At 65.8% G+C, this 19,298-nt stretch carries 16 protein-coding genes; 9 read left to right on the forward strand and 7 right to left on the reverse strand.

The window, feature by feature from the left end; genetic code table 11:
- Window positions 1–50 precede the first annotated feature (50 nt).
- Entirely contained in the window at window positions 51–2,246 is a 2,196-nt protein-coding gene (locus ABQF13_RS23960) for a molybdopterin-containing oxidoreductase family protein (RefSeq protein WP_448395295.1), read from the forward strand.
- Between the two features lie 82 nt (window positions 2,247–2,328).
- Here ABQF13_RS23960 and ABQF13_RS23965 read toward each other — a convergent pair whose 3' ends face one another.
- Window positions 2,329–3,543, reverse strand: coding sequence for a CaiB/BaiF CoA transferase family protein (locus ABQF13_RS23965; protein ID WP_448395312.1), 1,215 nt, complete (start codon window positions 3,541–3,543; stop codon window positions 2,329–2,331).
- Window positions 3,544–3,736: 193 nt separating this feature from the next.
- Here ABQF13_RS23965 and ABQF13_RS23970 point away from each other — a divergent pair, with 193 nt between their 5' ends.
- Window positions 3,737–5,200: an aldehyde dehydrogenase family protein gene (locus ABQF13_RS23970; protein ID WP_448395313.1), complete on the forward strand. Its 1,464-nt coding sequence runs from the start codon at window positions 3,737–3,739 to the stop codon at window positions 5,198–5,200.
- Between the two features lie 139 nt (window positions 5,201–5,339).
- On the opposite strand, the gene ABQF13_RS23975 is transcribed toward ABQF13_RS23970, so the two are convergent.
- From ABQF13_RS23975 to ABQF13_RS23990, 4 genes are all read right to left on the reverse strand, one after another.
- Window positions 5,340–6,548, reverse strand: coding sequence for a cytochrome P450 (locus tag ABQF13_RS23975; protein WP_448395296.1), 1,209 nt, complete (start codon window positions 6,546–6,548; stop codon window positions 5,340–5,342).
- 124 nt (window positions 6,549–6,672) lie between these two features.
- A complete protein-coding gene (locus ABQF13_RS23980) occupies window positions 6,673–8,319 on the reverse strand; it encodes a medium-chain acyl-CoA ligase Mig (RefSeq protein WP_448395297.1) in 1,647 nt (548 codons plus the stop codon).
- 27 nt (window positions 8,320–8,346) lie between these two features.
- Window positions 8,347–8,961, reverse strand: a complete 615-nt coding sequence (locus tag ABQF13_RS23985; RefSeq protein ID WP_448395298.1) for a PaaI family thioesterase — start codon at window positions 8,959–8,961, stop codon at window positions 8,347–8,349.
- A gap of 3 nt (window positions 8,962–8,964) precedes the next feature.
- Window positions 8,965–9,960, reverse strand: a complete 996-nt coding sequence (locus tag ABQF13_RS23990; RefSeq protein WP_448395299.1) for an aromatic ring-hydroxylating oxygenase subunit alpha — start codon at window positions 9,958–9,960, stop codon at window positions 8,965–8,967.
- Window positions 9,961–10,118: 158 nt separating this feature from the next.
- On the opposite strand from ABQF13_RS23990, the gene ABQF13_RS23995 reads away from it, so the two are divergent.
- The 5 genes from ABQF13_RS23995 to ABQF13_RS24015 are packed head-to-tail and all read left to right on the forward strand — an operon-like array spanning window position 10,119 to window position 14,848.
- The gene (locus tag ABQF13_RS23995) at window positions 10,119–11,744 is read left to right on the forward strand and encodes a flavin-containing monooxygenase (protein ID WP_448395300.1); all 1,626 of its coding nucleotides are present in this window, start codon (window positions 10,119–10,121) and stop codon (window positions 11,742–11,744) included.
- On the forward strand, window positions 11,741–12,850 hold the full coding sequence (locus ABQF13_RS24000; protein ID WP_448395301.1) for an alpha/beta hydrolase: 1,110 nt from the start codon (window positions 11,741–11,743) through the stop codon (window positions 12,848–12,850). Before ABQF13_RS23995 ends, ABQF13_RS24000 begins: the two co-directional genes overlap by 4 nt.
- Window positions 12,850–13,434 (forward strand): hypothetical protein, encoded by a 585-nt coding sequence (locus tag ABQF13_RS24005; RefSeq protein WP_448395302.1) that lies wholly within the window; start codon window positions 12,850–12,852, stop codon window positions 13,432–13,434. The genes ABQF13_RS24000 and ABQF13_RS24005 overlap by 1 nt, the downstream gene beginning before the upstream one ends.
- On the forward strand, window positions 13,431–13,808 hold the full coding sequence (locus ABQF13_RS24010; RefSeq protein ID WP_448395303.1) for a nuclear transport factor 2 family protein: 378 nt from the start codon (window positions 13,431–13,433) through the stop codon (window positions 13,806–13,808). The genes ABQF13_RS24005 and ABQF13_RS24010 overlap by 4 nt, the downstream gene beginning before the upstream one ends.
- The gene (locus tag ABQF13_RS24015) at window positions 13,772–14,848 is read left to right on the forward strand and encodes a TIGR03857 family LLM class F420-dependent oxidoreductase (protein WP_448395304.1); all 1,077 of its coding nucleotides are present in this window, start codon (window positions 13,772–13,774) and stop codon (window positions 14,846–14,848) included. Before ABQF13_RS24010 ends, ABQF13_RS24015 begins: the two co-directional genes overlap by 37 nt.
- A 57-nt stretch (window positions 14,849–14,905) precedes the next feature.
- Here ABQF13_RS24015 and ABQF13_RS24020 read toward each other — a convergent pair whose 3' ends face one another.
- Window positions 14,906–16,402, reverse strand: coding sequence for an acyl-CoA carboxylase subunit beta (locus ABQF13_RS24020; RefSeq protein ID WP_448395305.1), 1,497 nt, complete (start codon window positions 16,400–16,402; stop codon window positions 14,906–14,908).
- An 86-nt stretch (window positions 16,403–16,488) separates the two neighbouring features.
- On the opposite strand from ABQF13_RS24020, the gene ABQF13_RS24025 reads away from it, so the two are divergent.
- Both ABQF13_RS24025 and ABQF13_RS24030 read left to right on the forward strand, forming a co-directional pair.
- Window positions 16,489–17,526: an LLM class F420-dependent oxidoreductase gene (locus ABQF13_RS24025; RefSeq protein WP_448395306.1), complete on the forward strand. Its 1,038-nt coding sequence runs from the start codon at window positions 16,489–16,491 to the stop codon at window positions 17,524–17,526.
- A gap of 14 nt (window positions 17,527–17,540) precedes the next feature.
- Entirely contained in the window at window positions 17,541–18,776 is a 1,236-nt protein-coding gene (locus tag ABQF13_RS24030; protein WP_448395307.1) for a cytochrome P450, read from the forward strand.
- Here ABQF13_RS24030 and ABQF13_RS24035 read toward each other — a convergent pair.
- On the reverse strand, window positions 18,773–19,298 hold a 526-nt coding region (locus ABQF13_RS24035; protein ID WP_448395308.1), incomplete at its 5' end, for an amidohydrolase family protein. The genes ABQF13_RS24030 and ABQF13_RS24035 overlap by 4 nt on opposite strands.

Raw genomic sequence — 19,298 nt, forward strand, 5'->3', positions numbered from 1 at the left:
GGCCTGCGGGCTGCCGGCGAAAGCGGGGTTTAACTGTAACTCTTACAGTAATGTCGTTAGGCGTGTCGCCGCTGCTAGAGCACAAGCCGACGTTCTGCCGCATCTGCGAACCGTTGTGCGGGATGATCGCGACGGTCGAAGACGGACGCCTGACGGCGCTGCGCCCGGACAAGGACCATCCGTTGTCGGCGGGCTTCGCCTGCCAGAAGGGCATCGCGTTCACCGAGGTCGTCAACGATCCGGATCGGGTGAGGCGGCCGCTGCGGCGCGGGCCGACCGGCTTCGAAGAGGTCACCTGGGACGCGGCGATGAACGACATCGTCGATCGGTTGTTGGCGATCCTGCGCCGACGCGGGTCCGGTGCGGTCGGCTGGTACATGGGCAACCCCGGGGCGTTCAGCTATGCGCACACCTTCGCGGCGCTGCTGTTCACGAAGGGGCTTGGCCGCCACGCCCACTACTTCACGGCGTCGTCGCAGGACACCAACAGCAGGCTTATCGCGAGCCAGTTGCTCTACGGCGTGCCGACCTCCGTGCCGATCCCGGATCTGGCGAGAACCGAGCTGCTTGTCATGATGGGCACCAATCCGCTTGTGTCCCACGGTAGTTTCCTGACCGCGCCGCGGATCAAGGACCGTATGCACGACGTCGTCAAGCGCGGTGGACGCGTAATGATCGTCGACCCACGGCGCAGCGAGACCGCGGCCGCCTTCGAATGGCTCGGCATCGTCCCGGACACCGACGCGTTGTTTTTACTGTCCCTGCTGCAGGTGATGTTCGCTGACGGCATGGTCGACGTCGCCGCGCTCAGCCGGCGGGCCGACGGCGTGGATTGGCTGCGGGACGTCTCTCGGCCCTACACCCCGGAAAGCACCGCGTCCCAGACCGGCATCGACCCGGACAGCGTGCGCACGTTGGCGCGCGACCTCATGCGCACGCGGCGCGCGGCCGTCTACGGCAGGCTCGGCACCTGCGTGGGCACGCATGGCACGCTGACCATCTATCTGATCGACGCGGTCAACCTGGTGGCCGGCAATCTCGACGTGCCCGGCGGTTCGGTGTTCAGCTCGATGCACACCGTCGGCCAGAAATGGCAGAACGTCGCGATGGGCGCCATCATGCGGCGGTCCTATCGGTGTAAGCGGTCGCGGCTCAGCGGGATCCCGAACGCGATCGGCTCCGAGCCCGCGGCGCTGATGGCCAAAGAGATCACGACGCCCGGTGAGCGCCAGATTCGGGCGATGTTTGTGTCGGCCGGCAATCCCGTGCTCTCGGTGCCCAACGGCGAGGAACTCGAGGCAGCGTTCGGCGAACTGGAGTTGTCTGTCGCGTTGGACCTTTACGTCACCGAGACCAGCGCGCACTGTGACTACATCCTGCCCGTCACGACGATGTACGAACGCGACGATTTTCCGTATACCTTCCAAGGGTTTCAGGCCACGCCGTTCCGGCAAGCGACCGCGGCGGTGCTGGCGCCGGTGGGAGAGACCCGTGGGGAGTGGGACATCGCCGAGGAACTGGCCCGGCGGCTGGGGCGTCGGGTGCCGGCGTTCGCAGTATTCAGCGGCGTCCAAAAGATGTTGCGCCGACTGGGTTTCGAGGGGTTGCCGCGGATGATCGTCGACGCGCTCGTGCGGATGTCCGAGGGCGGTGATCGGTTCGGGCTGCGCCGCGGCGGGCTGACGATGCGACGGTTGATCGAGGACCATCCGCACGGCGTCGTGCTCTCACCGCACATCCGCACGGGCGTGCTGCGTACCGCGGTCGGTTACCTGTCGCGTCGGGTGCGGTTGGCCCATCCCGGAATCGCGACCGAGGTCGCCAAGCTGTCGCAGCGCGCGGTTCCCGGCGGCTATCCGCTGCGGATGATCGGGTTGCGCGAGCCACGCTCGGAGAACTCGTGGATGCACAATTCGCCGCTGTTGATGCGGGGGGACCGTCGCCAGCACGCGCTCATGCATGTCGATGACGCGGCCGAGCAGGACGTCTCGGACGGCGACGAGGTGCGGATCAGTTCCCCGTACGGCGCGATCACCGTGCCGGTGCTGACGACGAAGGATCTCGTCGCCGGGGTGGTCGCGGTGCCTCACGGCTGGGGGCACAAGGGAACCGGGGGCTGGCAGCTGGCCAACCGTGCCGCCGGCGCCAACGTCAACCAGCTGACGTCGAGCGACCCCGACGATGTGGAGGCGCTGTCGGGTATGGCGTGGCTGACCGGTGTGCCCGTGCGGGTGGATCCCGTCTAACTCTTATCTGCGCGAGCGTGCGTGTTTGAGGCCGGCACGCGCGGAAAGTTCCCGATTCCACGCACGCTCGCGCAGATGGGGATTAGGCGATGGCGCCGGCGTCCTTGAACTTCTCGATGCGGTCCCAGTCCATGCCGATCTCCATCAGCACGACCTCGGTGTGCTCGGAGGCCTGCGGTGCCCGGGTGGTCTCGAGGGGTTCGTGGTTGAACTGCACCGGACCGCGGACCACCTTGAACGGCTCACCGCCGTCGCCGGCCTCCACCTCGACGACCATGTCGTTGGCTACCGCCTGCTCGTCGCTGGCGAGGTCGATCAGGCTCTGAAACGGAGCCCACTGCCCCTTCATGGTCTTGAGGTGCTCGCGCCAGTAGTCGAACGGCTTACTTCGAATCGAATCGGCGATGAGTTCTACTGCGGCAGCCGCGTTTTCGATCAACGGCAGCACGTCGTTGAAACGGGGATCGTCGGCAAGTTCCGGCAGCCCGAGGTGTTCGAACGCATCGCGAATGTATCCGGTCGGGCTGACGATGCACAGGTTGATGGTGCCGCCGTCGGAGGTCAGGTAGTTGCCCAGGAACGGGTTCACCGTCGGCGCCACGGAATCTGGCATCAGCGACCGCATGGTTTCGCCGGTCTCCATGCCCTGTGTGACGCTGGCCCCGGCCGCCCACCACGCGGTACTCAGTAGCGAGACGTCGAGTTCGGCCGCCTCGCCGGTGCGCTCGCGGTGGAACAGCGCAGCCGAGATCCCGCCCGCGATGTTCATGCCGCCGATCGAGTCGCCGAACGCCGGAATCCCCTGCGACAGTGCGCCGCCGATCTCCTCGGGCGTCAACGCGTGACCGACGCCGCTCCGGGTCCAGAAGGCCGTCCCGTCGAAACCGCCGATGTCACGTTCGGGTCCTTTGTCGCCGTAGGCGCTGCCGCGTGCGTAGATGATGTTCGGGTTCGCCGCACGGATGTGCTCGACGTCGAACTTGTGCTTTTGGCGCTGCCTCGGTAGGTAATTGGTCAGGAAGACATCGGCCGTCTTCGCGATCTCGTAGAGGACTTCCTGACCCTCGGGTTTGGATACGTCGATACCGACGCTGCGCTTGCCGCGGTTGGGATGTTCGATAAGCGGGTGGCGGTTCGGGTCCATCTGGAAGCCGCCCATGTTGATGAAGCCCCGTTGGGTGTCACCGCGCACCGGATGCTCCACTTTGATGACATCGGCGCCCCAGTCGGCGAGGATGGCCCCCGCCGCCGGAACGAACGTGAACTGTGCGACCTCGAGGACGCGTACGCCCTCCATCACCTTGATCAAATCGGCCCTCTCCACCCGCCAGCGTCGGCTTTGAATTATCCTACTGTAATGTTTACAGTTGAGCGTCCCGCAGTCTCCGATTGTATGGGGTAGCGGCGTGAGCTCCACCAGGATTTCAGCCGAACCGGCCGAGACCAGCGTTGACATCGGCCGCCGGGCAGCCGGTCGCGCCGAGCGCCGCATGCTCATCGACGGCCAACTGGTTCCTGCCGCGTCCGGCGCCCAGTTCGACAACGTCAGCCCAGCAACGGGTTCGGTGCTGGGTAGCACCGCCAGCGCGGACCCGCGCGATATGGAACGGGCGATCGGAGCCGCGCGGCGTGCCTTCGACGAAACCGACTGGACCACCAACCGAGAATTGCGTAAGCGCTGCCTCGAGCAACTGCAGGCGGCGATCGAGGCCGAACGAGACGACCTGAGCGAGGAACTGATCGCTGAGGTCGGCTGCCCGGTGATGACGGCGCAGTCCGCGCAACTGGACTGGCCGTTGGCAGAGGCGCTGCGCTATCCCGCCGACCTGATCGACACCTTCGAATGGGAGCGCCGACTCGACGGCGGTGGCCTGTTCGGCGAGCGCAACGTGCGCACCGTCGTCAAGGAACCGATCGGTGTCGTCGGCGCGATCACACCGTCGAACTTCCCGATCGAGGTCATCCTCAACAAACTCGGTCCCGCGCTGGCGACCGGAAACACCGTCGTGCTCAAACCCGATCCGAATACGCCGTGGAACGCCACCCGTCTCGGCCGGATCGTGGCCGAGAACACCGATATTCCCGCCGGCGTCCTCAACGTGGTGCCGACCGCTTCCAACGATGTCGCCGCATTGCTGGGCACCGACCCCCGCGTCGACATGATCTCGTTCACTGGGTCGACCGCGGTCGGCAAGCTGTTGATGCGCCAGGGCGCCGACACCATGAAGCGGATGTTTCTCGAACTCGGCGGGAAATCGGTGGCGATCGTGCTCGACGACGCGAACCCGGCCGCGGTGATCGGCGCCGCGGTGGGAGTCTGCGTCCACGCCGGGCAGGCCTGCGCGGCCACCAGTCGCATGCTGGTGCACAAGTCGCTGTTCGACGACACGATCTCCAACATCACCGCCGCCTATCAGGCCGTGCCGGTCGGCGATCCGACGCAGCCGGAAACCCTTGTGGGACCGGTGATCAGCGCCGCACAGAAGGATCGTGTGTTGACCGCGATCGAGGGCGCCCGCAGTGACGGCGCCGAGATCACCACCGGCGGCGGCGCGGTCGACGGGCTGCCGGAGCATCTCGCTGCCGGCCACTACGTGGCTCCCACTGTGATCGTCGGCCTCGACAACAGCGCCGCGATCGCTCAGCAGGAGGTGTTCGGGCCGGTGCTGATCGTGTTGCCGTTCGAGGACGACGATGACGCAGTGCGCATCGCCAACGACAGCGCCTATGGCCTTGCCGGCGCGGTGATCTCACGCTCACACGAGCGCGGGATGAACATCGCCCGGCGGATCCGCACGGGAGCGTTCGGCGTCAACGGCGGAATGTTCTACGGGGCCGACGCGCCGTTCGGCGGGTACAAGCACAGCGGGGTGGGCCGCCAGTGCGGCATCGAGGGCTTCCAGCAATACCTCGAGACCAAGACGATCGCCCACCGCTCACCCCGCAAGCAGTGATTTGGGTGCGGAAACATGCGCTGAGCGAGTGTTAGCGCACCCAAATCGCGGGATCAGGCGGCGGCGATGAGGGCCTCAGCCTGATCGAGCCGCGATCCCGCCGCTTCCGGTCGGGCACTGATGCGTTCTTCGCCACGGATCATCCCGCGGCGTCGAACGTCACCGGGATCGCCGTCGGCGAGCGGAAGGGCTGACCCCAGATGTGCGGGTTGTCTTCGGTGACGAGTTCGACGTTGGTGAGCCGGTCCAGCAGGCATTCCAGGGCGACCCGGGTCTCCATCCGCGCGAGATGCAGACCCATGCAGGTGTGCTCACCCGCGGCAAACGAGATGTGCGGCATGCGGTCGCGGAAGATGTCGAACTCCTCGGAGCGTTCCCAACGGTTTTCGTCGCGGTTCGCCGATCCGATGCACACGTCGATGACCGCGCCCTGCGGGATCTCGACGCCGGCGAGTTCGGTCGCCTCGGTGGCGGAGCGCTGCACGGTGGTCAGCGGTGTCTCGAACCGCAACCCCTCCTCGATGGCCGCCCCGATCAACTCGCGGTCTTGCTGTACGGCCCTGAACTGTTCGGGATGGGTCAGTAACAGGTACAGCAGGTTCCCCGAGGATCGGTAGGTGGTTTCCAGGCCGGCGGGCAGCAGCAGCCGCAGGAACGAGAAGATGGCCTCGTCGCTGAGCTTCTCGCCGTCGATCTCGGCGGTGACCAGATCGCCGATGATGTCTTCGGTCGGTTTGGATCTGCGCTGGTCGATCTGGGTGAGGAAGTAGTCCTTCAGCGCGGTGGATGCTTCGAAGGCCCGCTTGTAGTTGACGTGGTAGCTGATCAGTTCGACGGCGCGTTTGCGGAACCACGGCAGATCGTCTTCGGGCAGCCCCAAAAGCCGGGAGATGACCCGGGTCGGGAACTCGAAGGTGAAGTCCCGCACCAGGTCGGCGTGCCCATCATCGATGAACTCGTCGATCAGCCCGGTGACGACCGGTCGGACGATCTCGGGTTCCCAACGGGCCAACGACTTTGTCTTGAACGCCTTGGAAACCAGGCTGCGGTGATCCCAGTGCGTCTTGCCCTCCATCGCCAGGATCGTCGGACCGATGAACAAGCCGATGGTGTTGTCATAGATCTGGGAGTTGAACACCTTGCCGTCCCGGAACACCCGGTTGACCGCATCGAAAGACACTGCGGCGTAGAGGTTTTCCGGCATCGCCTCCGGTGCCTTGGACCAGTCCATGACGCTGCCACGGAACACCCCGCTGGTGTCTCTTCGCTTGTGGGCGAACAGGGGATAGGGATCGCGAAGCAGGTCGAAGGCCTCATCGACCGTGACATCCTGTACGGGGCTATCCACGGCGGATCTCCATCGTCGGTCGGGACAGGTAACCTGCCACAGGTACTGTAAAGCTTACAGTATAGGGCTACGCGATGGCGGGATACGAGCCTGGACCGCTATTTCGACGTAATGGGAGACGGGCTCAGGCTTCGCTGGTCGCCTGTTCGCGCGCCCACCGGTAATCGGCCTTGCCGGCCGGGCTGCGCTCGATGGTCGGTCGGAACACGACCGCCTTCGGCAGCTTGTAGCGCGCGATCGAGTTGCCGGCGTGCTCGATGAGTTCCTGCGCGTCAGCGCTGGCCCCCTCGACGAGCGATACCACCGCGACTACCTCTTGGCCCCACCGCTCACTGGGCCGGCCCGAGACCACGACGTCGGCCACCGCCGGATGCGACAGCAGCGCGGTCTCGACCTCCTCGACGAAGATCTTCTCGCCGCCGGAGTTGATGGTCACCGAGTCGCGGCCGAGCAGTTCGATGCCGCCTTCGGCCAGATGGCGCGCCCGGTCACCGGGTATCGAAAAACGCACGCCGTCGATAACCGGAAACGTCTTGGCCGTCTTCTCGGCATCGCCCTTGTAACCGAGTGGTACGTAACCACGTTGGGCCAGCCAACCGATGCCGTCATGGCCGGGTTCCAGGATCGAGCTGAGATCCTCGGCAGCCACGAAGGTGTCGGGGCCCGCGTTGAACTTGCCGGTCGACACCGCGCCGGGCGCCGACATGTGGTTCATCTGGATACCGGTCTCCGACGATCCGACGCCGTCCATGACGATCAGGCCGGGTTTGACGTCGATCAGGCGCTGTTTACCCGTCGGGGTGAGCAGCGCGCCGCCGTTGGCCACCACCGCCATCGACGACAGGTCGGCCGAGCTGCGTTCGATGGCGTCGGCCAGCGGCCGCGCCATCGCGTCGCCGACCACCTGCACCGCAAGCACCTTCTCGCGTTCGATGGTGCGCACGACTTCGTCGGCATCGAACCGCGACGGTGTCTCGGAGAACACCACGGCCTGCCCGGTGCTCAGCGCCGTCATCACGGCCCACTGGGCGGCCCCGTGCATCAGCGGCGGCAGGGTGAAGATCTTGGTGCCCGGGTTTTCCGCAACGCGTTTGGCGATCTCGTCATAGGACGTGGTGAGCTCGCCGGTGGCCATGTTGCGCCCGCCGAACGACGTCATGAAGATGTCGTGCTGGCGCCACAGCACACCCTTCGGCATGCCCGTGGTGCCGCCGGTATAGAGCACGTAGAGGTCGTCGGGTGACGGCTCGACCGGCGGCGGTACAGCCAACCCTGACGCGACGATCGATTCGTAGTCGACCGCGCCGTGGACCAGGTCGTTGCCGGAGTCGTCGGCGATCTGGATGAGCACGCGCAGCTTCGGCAGCTTCGGGAGCACCTCGGCGACCCGGGGCGCAAACGCCGCGTGATAGACCAACGCCGTCGCGCCCGAATCAGCCAGCAGATACTGCAGTTCGTTCTTGACGTACCGGTAGTTGACGTTGAACGGCGCGACCCTGGCCCGCCACGAGCCGAGCATCGCCTCGACGTACTCGGGCCCGTTGTAGGCGTAGATGCCCAACAGGTCCTGACCAGCTTCGTGCCCCGGCAAATCGGCACGTTCCGTCTGGCATCCCAGCCCGCGGCTGTGCAGGTAGGCCGCAAGGCGGTTGGCGCGTTCGACCACCTGCGTATAGGTGTAGCGCCGCTTGCCCTGGATGATGAACTCCCGGTCGCCGACGGCGGCGGCGACCGTGTCGGCGACGGCTGGAACGGTGAACTGTGTGGTCACAGACAGTGGGCCTTTCAAGGGTGCCTATCAAGGCTGATGGGCGAGCAGTTTGATCATCAGACCGTTGGCCTCGGATAGTACGTGGCCCTGCGCGTCGGTCATCGCCGCCCTCACGAACAGTTTGCGGCCGTCGATGGAGTCGATCCAGGCGCGCGCCTCCAGCGGCACGGCGATGGGCGTCACCCGCCGGTAGTCCACGTGCAAGTAGGCGGTCCGGCTGTCGGGCCGGCCGGCGGCCGACACCACCATGCCGAAATGCCAGTCGTAGAACAGCGGGATGACGCCGCCGTGTACGGCGTCGTTGCCGCCGACGTGGAAGCGGCTGAAATATCCGCGCATCGTGACCTCGTCAGGCCCGGACGTCACCACCTGCCATGGCGGCATCAACGGATGGCCATTGCCGGCGAGGTTGGGCGCCCGGCCGGCAGGTGCGACGCCCGCGGGGGCTCGGTGTGCTTCCAGCCGTTCGCATAGGTCCTCGAGCAGTGCGGCGGTGTCATTCCACAGTGCCGGGTCCGGATCGCTGGAGACGGTGATGTCCTGTAACCGGCGCACGGCGGCGACGAAACGGCCCATCTCCGGGGCGCCCAGAGTGGGTTGGACCCTGGCGAATTCGCGGATGTCGTCTTCGGTGTCGGCCATGGGTTACGACGCAGGCACTTCATAAAACTGCGTGGCCCATTTCCGCATGGCCAGGTAGGGCTTCGCGTCGACCTTCGACAGCGCGGGGTTCTCGATGTACTCCTGGTAGCGCCAGATGTTGAGGTCGTCCCACACCGTGCCCATGAACTGCCGCTGGACTTGCTCACGCACTTTGTCCGGCGGTACCTCGGAGGTGTCGCCGGGCAGCCGCGGCCACCAGATCGAATAGAACATGTCCGAGCAGCCGTCCTCGACCGGGGTGCACGCGAAGATCAGTCGGTGGTTCGAGGAACCCTCGAAGGCGCTGACCGCAAAGCCCAGACCGGAGAAGTGGCTGTGGATGTAGAGCGCCATCTTGTCGGGATCGTCGCTGCGCGCATCGGGCCAGCCGGTGAGAAATCGCCACTCCTCGTCGACGACCTCCCAATTCAGATTGACCGGTGTGACGGTGGCGCCGTGGACGTAGCGGAAATGCGCGCTGTCGGGCCCGTTCTCCGCGACGATTTGCGGATGCACCGGTTCGCGCTCCGCGCGGCTCGAAAACTCGGGATACGGGCGGTAATAGGCGTCCGGGTCGGTCGGGAACTGCGGGAATTTCTCGAACAGGCCCGGCATCGGCCAACGCGGTTGCTGTCCGTGGGGTTGATACCAGGCGAACACACAGCCGTACTGCTCGACGACCGGATACACGCGCAGCCGCAACGCCTTGTTGGGTCGGTCGGGTTGGTAGGGGATATAGCGGTTGGTGCCGTCGGGGCCCCAGCGCCAGCCGTGGAAAGGGCATTCGACACAGTCCCCGACGACCTTGCCGCCGTGGCCGATGTGGGCGCCGAGATGACGGCAGTGCGCCGACAACACATGCAGCTCACCGGATTCGTCGCGGTAGGCGACGAGGTCCTCGCCGAAGTACCGCAGCGGACGCACCTCGCTCTGCGGAAACTCAGCCGACCAGCCGATCATGAACCAGCCGGTGACCTTCCAGGTGAACGGTACTTTCATCCCAGGCCGCCTCCCGCGTCCGCCAACTCAATGGAAGAGCTTACAGTAGCGGTTTCAGGAAGGCTGTGCCGAACGACGTTCACCGAAACGCGCCGGCCGACCAGCGCAATACTGTAATAGTTACAGTATCTCCACTTCTGGACGTGAGGTACCGACCTGTGACCACACCTGACGCTTCCCGCTTCGACGCAATTGTCATCGGGGCCGGGTTCTCCGGCCTGTACGCGTTGCATCGGCTGCGCGAGCAGGGCCTGCGTGCCGTCGTACTGGAGAAGGCTGAGAACGTCGGCGGCACATGGCTGTTCAACCGGTATCCCGGCGCGCGCTGTGACATCGAGAGCATCGAGTACTCCTACAGCTTCTCCGAGGAGATCCAGCAGGACTGGGTGTGGACCGAGACGATGCCCCGCCAGCCCGAGATCGAGGCATACCTGAACTTCGTCGCCGACCGCCTGGACCTGCGTCGCCACATCCGGTTCCACACCGAGGTCACCGCGATGGGTTTCGACGAGGTCGCCGCGCAGTGGGCCGTGCACACGGCGGCGGGGGAGGCGCTGCGCGCACCGTTCGTCGTCGCGGCGACGGGCATTTTGTCGGCGCCCAAGGAACCGGAGATCGCGGGCGTCGACTCCTTCCACGGGGTGTCGTTGTTCACCAGCCGGTGGCCCAAACAGAATGTCGACCTCGCCGGCAAGCGGGTCGGCGTCATCGGCACGGGTTCCACGGGCGTCCAACTCGTTCCGGTCGTCGCTGAGCAAGCCAGCCACCTCACCGTGTTCCAGCGGTCGCCCGCCTACACGCTGCCGTGGGAGGTGCGCGCGTTCGACGACGGCGAACTCGACGAGCTCAAGGCCAACTACGCCGAGATCCGCGCTGCGCAACGGGCACACGCGGTGGGCGCGGCTCGGTTGAGCGCGTTCTCGGTGATGTTCGAGATGATGACCAAACCGCCGTTGAAGTCCGCGTCGCGCGAGGAGCAACTGCGCGCCGTCGAGGAGGGCGGTGTCATCGGTGCACTCAGTTGGGGCGACGTGTTCTTCGACATCGAGGCCAACCAGATGGCGGCCAAGCTCTACGGCGAAGCCGTGAGCCGCATCGTCGACGATCCCGACACCGCGGCGGCGCTGACCCCGACGCACCCGTTCGGGTGTAAGCGGCCCATCATCGACCAGGGCTATTACCAGACGTTCAACCGGGACAACGTGACGCTCGTGGACCTGCGCAAGGCGCCGATCGTCGAGGTCACCCCGACCGGAATCCGTACCGAGCAAGACGATTACGAGCTGGACGTGATCATCTACGCCACCGGCTTCGACGCCATGACGGGCGCGATGACGCGGATCGCGGTCACCGGACGCGACCAGGTGTCATTGGCCGATTTCTGGAGCACGGAGGGGCCGTATGCCTACCTCGGCATCGCGGTGGCCGGATTTCCCAACCTGTTCATCGTGCAGGCGCCGGGAAGTCCGGCCCCGGCAAGCAATTTTGTGACTGCACTCGAACAGCATGTGGAGTGGATCGGCGACTGCATCGAGTACCTGAGAAGCAACGGATACCGCACGATCGAGGCGTTGCCCGACGCGCAGCGCGAGTGGGTCGAGCACACTACGTCGCTCGTCGCGCCGACGGTGCTCGACCATCCGACGTGCAACTCGTGGTACAACGGCGGCAACGTGCCCGGCAAGAAGCGGATGTACATGGGTTACACGGCCGGCATTCCGGAGTACCGACGTCGGTGCGAGGAGATCGCCGACGCCGGCTACACCGGTTTCAAGCTCGCATGAAAACCGCCGAACGCGCCTACCGCATCGGCCGGGACTTCGCGGGGGCGCTGCCGCGCGCACACGCCGCGGTCAACGCACCCGGCTGGAACTCGCTGTCGCGCAGTGGCGCCCGCCAACTCGGCGAGGTCCTACTTGACGAGCTCGCGCTCACCTCGATGACGCTGACCTCTCCGCCGCCGAAGCTGGAGCGCACGGTGCAATCCTGCTCGGCCGTCGCCGATGAGTTGACCGCCGAGGGTATGGCTGGCGTGCACGTCGAACCCGAACCGCTGCAGCCGAAGACAGTCCGCCGGCGGAGGTTCGGGCGCTCGAAGTATGAGCAACTGACCTTCGAGCATGATCCCCAGCTGCCCGGATCGTTGGCTGCGCAGGGGTTCGGCGGTCGCGTTACCGCGGTGGTCCACCTGTGCCGAAGCGGCGAGGAGAAACGGCCGTGGCTGGTGTGGGTACACGGTGCGGGCCAAGGGCAGCCGATCGACCTGTTGTTCTCGCGGGCGCGGCGGCTGCAGGAGCGCCTCGGGTACAACATCGCGTTGCCGGTGCAGCCCGGATGCGGGGTCCGGCGTCACCGGTGGCCGATCTATCCGAACATGGATCCGCTGAACAACCTGGCGGGCATCATCCGGGTGGTGTCGGAGGTGCGGGCCGTGCTGCGGTGGTTGCGGCCGCAGTCGAGCACCATTGCGGTATCGGGGGTTTCGATGGGCACCCCGGTGGCGGGTCTGGTAGCCCACCTCGAGCAGGTCGACGCCGTCGCGGTGTACACCCCGATCTTCGGCCTCAACGCGATGATCGCCGCGCACCTGGGGCGATGGGGTCCGTCGGTGCACGAGACCATCGAGTTGCTGCGCTCTGAGCCCGTCGATCGGATGATGTCGGTGGTCGACTATCAGGCTGTCGAACCGTCGGCGCCGCCCGAGCGTCGGTTGATCGTCGGCGCCCGGCACGACCAGATGGCCCGCCCCGAAACTGCGGAACAGTTGCACCAGCGCTGGGGTGGCGAGTTGTACTGGCACCCAGGCAGTCACGTCGGGCACTTGTTCGCGCGCGGCGTGCAGGACGTGTCGGAACGATTCCTCACCTCGGTGCCCGAAGGAGTCCGGTGATGACGGTGAGGACGGCCGCGGTGCCCGGCGGCATCGACGAGATCGATGCGGACTGGCTCACCGAGGCGCTGCGCGTCGACGCGGGCATCAGCGACGCCACGGTAGCGGCCGTCCGTGCCGAGCAGATCGCATTGGACACCGGCTTTTCGTCGCTGGTGTACCGACTGCACCTGATCGGCGCCGCTGTGCCGGCCACGCTGATCGGGTTGCACGCCGACAACCTGTCCTTCGCCGGCGATGAGACGAGAGCGCTGGACTTCCAGTTCGCGACGCGCGGGGCGGGCGCTGCCGACGTGGCGTACCTGGTCACCCAGCGCTTGCCTGCGCAGGCACGGGACGGACACGATGCGGCGCTCCTGCGCGAGTACCTCGACCAGGTGGCAGCCCTCGGCGTCACGGATTACACGTTCGACGAGGCGTGGCGGCAGTACCGCTTCGCGGCCGGCTACCTGATGGTGTTGCCGGTCATCACCCTCAACGGATGGGATGCGCTTCCCGACCGGTCCCGTCGGCTGTGCCTGACGCTCACCGACCGGGCGGTGCCCGCGATCGAGGAGATCGGCGCCCTGGAGGTGTTCGCATGACGCGGTCGGCCCGCGAAGTGGTGGAGTTGTACAACCTGGTGGTCTGGAATCAGCGTGACTTCGCGCTGGCCGAAGAGCTGCTTGGCGAAACCGTGATCCGCCATGAGGTCGGCGCGGAGGCGCATGTGTTGACCCATGAGCAGGCGGTCGGCCGGATCGTGCACATGTGGGAGGTCACCGAGAACATCCGCTTCGACCTGAACCTGGTGGTGGCCGGCGACGACGGCGAGCACGTCGCGATCGTCTACGAGTCTCCGATCAAGATGAAGGACGGGACGCAGACCACGATCGGCAGTATGGAAGTGTTCCGGGTGGTCGACGGCAGGATCGTCGAAGTGTGGAACTGCGGCTACAAACAAGGGATCTGGGCGTGAACGACGAAGTGCTGGACGAACTGGGCTATTACCTGCTGGCCGGCGCCGGTGGTGAAGGGCCCGCCACGCTGATGGACGAAGCCCGCCGCGGTGAGGAACTCGGGTTCGGCACGGCGTTCATCTCCGAACGGTGGAACGTCAAGGAGGCGTCGTCGCTCGTCGGCGCGGCCTGCGCGGTCACCACCCGGATGCAGATCGCGACGGCGGCAACCAATCACAACACCCGCCATCCGCTGATCACCGGATCGTGGGCCACCACGATGCACCGGTTGTCCGGGGGGCGGTTCACGTTGGGCATTGGGCGCGGGGTGGCGGCGATGTACGCCGCGTTCGGCATCCCCTCGGTGACGACGGCGCAGATGGAGGACTTCGCGCAGGTCATGCGTCGGTTGTGGAAGGGCGAGGTGATCTTCAACCACGACGGGCCGATCGGCAAGTACCAGGTGCTGTTTTTGGATCCTGACTTCCGCGAGGACATCCGGTTGGCGATCGTGGCGTTCGGGCCGCAGACGCTGGCGCTGGGAGGTCGGGCGTTCGACGACGTCGTCCTGCACACCTACTTCACCCCGGAGACGCTGAAGCGGGCGGTCAAGACCGTCAAGGACGCCGCCGAGCAGGCCGGCCGCGACCCGGACAGCGTGCGGGTCTGGTCGTGCTTCGCGACGGTCGGCGACCACCTGCCCGAGGAACTGCGGCTCAAGAAGACGGTGGCCCGGCTGGCGACCTATCTGCAGGGATACGGCGACCTGCTGGTCAAGACCAACGGCTGGGATCCCGCTGTGCTGCAGCGTTTCCGCGACGATTCGGTGGTGCAGTCCATCCCCGGCGGCATCGACCACAAAGCCTCAACCGAGCAGATCGAGCACATCGCGACACTGATTCCCGACGAGTGGCTGGAGCCGTCCGCCACGGGGTCGGCGCAGCAGTGTGTCGAGCGCATCCGCAAGGAGTTCACCTACGGTGCGGACGCGCTCATCATGCACGGCGCGACTCCCGACGAACTCGAGCCGATCGTGACGGAGTACCGGGCGTCCGAGTGAAGTGATTTCGGTGCGCAAACTATCGCTGGGCGATGGTTAGCGCACCGAAATCGCCAATTAGGGCGTGATGGTCGTGCGTGCCACCGGTTCCGCCGTGGCTTGGCGACTGGAGAGGCCCCGCTGCAGCCCGGTCAGCAATGCGTTGCGGGTCTCCTCGGGGTGGATGAGCTCATCGAAACCGAGGTGACTGGCCGAGCGGAACGACGCCTCCACCTCCATCTGGCGCAGCCGCGCCTCGACATCCTCGGCGGCGTGGGAGGCCTTGCTCAACGCGGCGGCACTCATCGCGCCCATTGTCGCACCGGGGTAGGCGAATGTCGCACTCTGGTTGTCAAACCCCAACAGCGACATGACCATCGAGCCGAAGCCGTACGCCTTGCGCAGCGTGACATGCAGTTTGACGGTCGTCGCCGTGGTCTGCGCGGCGAACATCCGCGCGCCGCTGCGCAGCACGCCCGCCTTCTCCGACCGGCTGCCGGGCAACATGCCGGGGTTGTCGGCGAGAAACACGATCGGCAGGTGAAACGCGTCGGCGACGGTGATGAAGTGCGCGGCCTTGTCGGCGGCGTCGGCGTCGATCGAGCCGGCGATCACCTGCGGTTGGTTGGCCACCACCGCGACGGGGTGGCCGCCGAGATGTGCCAGCGCGCAGATGATCGCGGGCCCGAACTTCGGCTGGACCTCGAACCAGTCCGGGCGGTCGAAGACGACGTCGAGCACACGCCGCATGTCGTAGACGCGCCGGTTACCCCTGGGCACGATGTCGAGCAGTTCGGCGGTGGCACGCGGCGCGGCCGCCTTATCGGCGGGCAGCGACTCGGGATAGGACCAAGCGCTGGAAGGGAAGTAGGACAGATAACGGCGGATGTCGTCAAGCGCGGCTTCGTCGTCCTCGGCGAGGTTGTGGATCACGCCGCTGGTCAGCGCGACCGTTGGACCGCCGAGCTCTTCCTTCGTAATCTCCTCGCCCGTTGACTCTTTCACCACGGGCGGTCCTGCGGTGAAGATGGCGCCCTGCTGGCTCATCACCGTCCAGTCGCAGACCGGGGCGACCAGTGCGCCGTGGCCGGCCGACGGCCCGAGCAGGCCGGCGACCATCGGCACCTTGCCGGAGCACTGGGCTTGGGCGAGCAGGTCCGTCGGGGTGCGACCGTAGTGTTCGCCGCTGGGCCGAAAGCCTGCGCCCTCGAGCAACATCACCAGCGGCACCCTGTCACGTAACGCCAACTCGGCCAACCGATACCGTTTGGCATTGCCACCGGGGCCGATGCTGCCGGCCAGCGTCGTGAAGTCCTCGGCGCCGATCAACACCGGCCTGCCGTCGAGATGTCCCGAACCGGCCACGATGCCGTCGGCAGCGATGTCACCGCCGACGAGCGTGCCGAACTCGCGGAAGGTGCCCTCGTCGAGCAGATGGGCGATGCGGGCGCGAGCGTCGAGCTTGCCCTTGCCGCGGTGCTGGGCGAGTCGTTCGGCACCGCCCATTTCGAGGGCGTGCTCGCGTCGGCGCGACAACTCGTCGAGAGTGTGTTCCCACCCTTCGGCCTCGGCCATACCCAACTCCTGTCCCGGATAGGCGATCGTCGCACCGGCGTATCCGCGTTGACCCTACTGAATTGCTTACTGTAGCGTCTACGACCATGCTTAGCGGCGCCGACCTGAAGGTCGACGGGGCGGTTTCGAGTCAGCTGGCCAACGTGGTGGACGCGGCGAGCACACTGCAACGACGGGGCTACGACGGGTGCTGGACGGCCGAGGTGGCCCACGACCCGTTCCTGCCGCTGACCCTGGCCGCCGAACACACCGAGACCCTCGATCTGGGCACCAGTATCGCAGTCGCGTTCGCACGTAATCCCATGACAGTTGCCAACATCGGGTGGGATCTGCAGGAGTACTCGCGCGGACGCCTCATCGTGGGCCTCGGTTCGCAGATCAAGCCGCACATCGAGAAGCGGTTCAGCATGCCGTGGAATCAGCCGGTGCGTCGCATGGGCGAGTTCGTGCACGCAATGCGTGAAATCTGGTCCTGCTGGCGCGACGGAACCAGGCTGCAGTTCGAAGGCGACTTCTACACGCACAAGCTGATGACGCCGATGTTCACCCCCGAACCGCACGACTACGGATTCCCCCGGATCTTCCTGGCTGCGGTGGGTGAGGCGATGACCGAGTTGTCCGGTGAGGTCGCCGACGGGGTGCTCGCGCACGCGTTCACGACGAAACGGTACTTCGCCGAAGTGACGACGCCGGCGCTGCAGCGGGGGATGTCACGGTCGGCTCGGCGCCGCAGCGACTTTCAGGTGTCATGTCCGATCTTCGTCGTCACCGGCGCCGACGAAGCGGAGTTGGCGGCGGCCGCCGTGGCCACCCGCAAACAGATCGCGTTCTACGGGTCGACACCGGCCTACCGCAAGGTGCTCGAATTGCACGGGTGGGGTGACCTACACACCGAACTTCACCGATTGAGCCTGGCGGGGCAGTGGGACGACATGGGCACGCTGATCGACGACGAGGTCCTCGAGGCGTTTGCGGTCGTCGCGCCGATCGACCGCCTGGCGGCCAAGGTCCGCGACCGCTGCGACGGGTTGATCGACCGTGTGCTGGTCGGTTTTCCGGCGGCTGTGCCCGAAGAGGCTGTCCGCCAAGTCGTTCGAGAGCTGCGCGGCCAGTCTGCCGCATGAGTGAAAGGTCACCCATGAGTACTCGCGTGATCGACGAAGCGGCCAGGGTGTTCGCCGACCCCCGCGCCTACGCCGATGAGCCCGGTCTGCACGCCGCCCTGACGCACCTGCGCGCCAACGCTCCCGTCTCGTGGGTGGACGTTCCCGGCTACCGGCCGTTCTGGGCAATCACCAAGCATGCCGACATCATGGAGATCGAACGCGACAACACGCTGTTCACCAACGCGCCACGGCCAGTGCTGATGACCGAAGAGGCCGACGAACAACAAGCGGCGGTGGGCATCAGCACGCTGATCCACCTGGATGATCCGCAGCACCGTGATTTGCGTGCGATCGGTGCGAACTGGTTTCGACCGAAAGCCATGCGCGCGATGAAGGTTCGGATCGACGAACTGGCAAAGCGATTCGTCGACGGCATGCTCGAGCGAGGACACCAGTGTGACTTCGTTCAGGAAGTCGCGGTGAACTATCCGCTCTACGTGATCATGTCGATGCTCGGCCTGCCCGAATCCGACTTCCCGAAGATGCTCACCTACACCCAGGAACTGTTCGGCAACGACGACGAAGAACTGCAGCGCGGGACGTCGAAGGAAGAACAGGTGGGCGCGCTGCTCGAGATGTTCGGCTACTTCACCGAGGTGACCGCCGCACGTCGGAAGAATCCGACCGAAGACCTGGCGTCGGCGATCGCCAACGCCACGATCAACGGGGAACCGCTTTCCGACATCGAAACGGTCTCCTACTACGCGATCGTCGCCGCCGCCGGTCACGACACCACCAGCGCCGTCATTTCCGGTGGTCTGCACGCGCTGATCGAGCATCCCGATCAACTGGCACGGTTGCGTGCCGACATGGCCTTGATGCCGTTGGCCACCGAGGAGATGATCCGCTGGGTCACCCCCGTCAAGGAGTTCATGCGAACTGCCCGCGCGGACACCACCGTTCGCGGTGTTCGCATCGCGGAGGGGGAGTCGGTGCTGCTGTCGTACACATCGTCCAACCGCGACGAGGACGTTTTCGACGATCCGTTCCGCTTCGACGTCGGCCGTGATCCGAACCGCCACAACGCGTTCGGCTACGGCGTGCATTTTTGCCTGGGGGCCGCCCTGGCCCGGATGGAGATCAACAGCTTCTTCAGCGAGTTGATCCCGCGGCTAAAGTCGGTCGAGTTGACCGGGCCGGCAGAGCACATCGCCACGATCTTCGTCGGCGGCCTCAAGCACCTGCCGATCCGATACTCACTGGTTTAGTCACCGCCGGAGTTGCCGCGCGCGGCAGCGTGCAAAGCGTCGCCACGCGAACCCTTTTCGGTCTTGGAGAGGGCTTGGATGCTGACGTCGTGGCCTTCGGCGGCCTTGCGCAAGGCGCCGACGGTGGCTTGGTCTTTGGGGATGTGGGTGAAGGGGTCCCAGTTGTACCAGCGCATGGCGTTTTCGTAGGTCATCTTGTTGATTTCATCGTCGGGGACGTTGTTGGCGGTGAGGACCTCGTCGAGCTGTTCGGGTGCGCCGGGCCACATCGAATCCGAGTGCGGGTAGTCGGCTTCCCAGCAGATGTTGTCCACCCCGATCTGATGGCGGGTCGCCACCCCGACCGGGTCGGCGATGAAACAGGTCAAGAAGTGCTCGCGGAACACCTCCGAGGGGAGTTTGCCCTTGAAGTCCTGGCCGGTCCAGGTCGAGTGCATCTCATAGGTGCGATCCACCCGCTCCAAGAAATACGGAATCCAGCCCGTTCCACCCTCAGACAGCGCGATCTTCAGGCTCGGGTAC

It is taken from the genome of Mycolicibacterium sp. XJ879 (assembly GCF_053483935.1).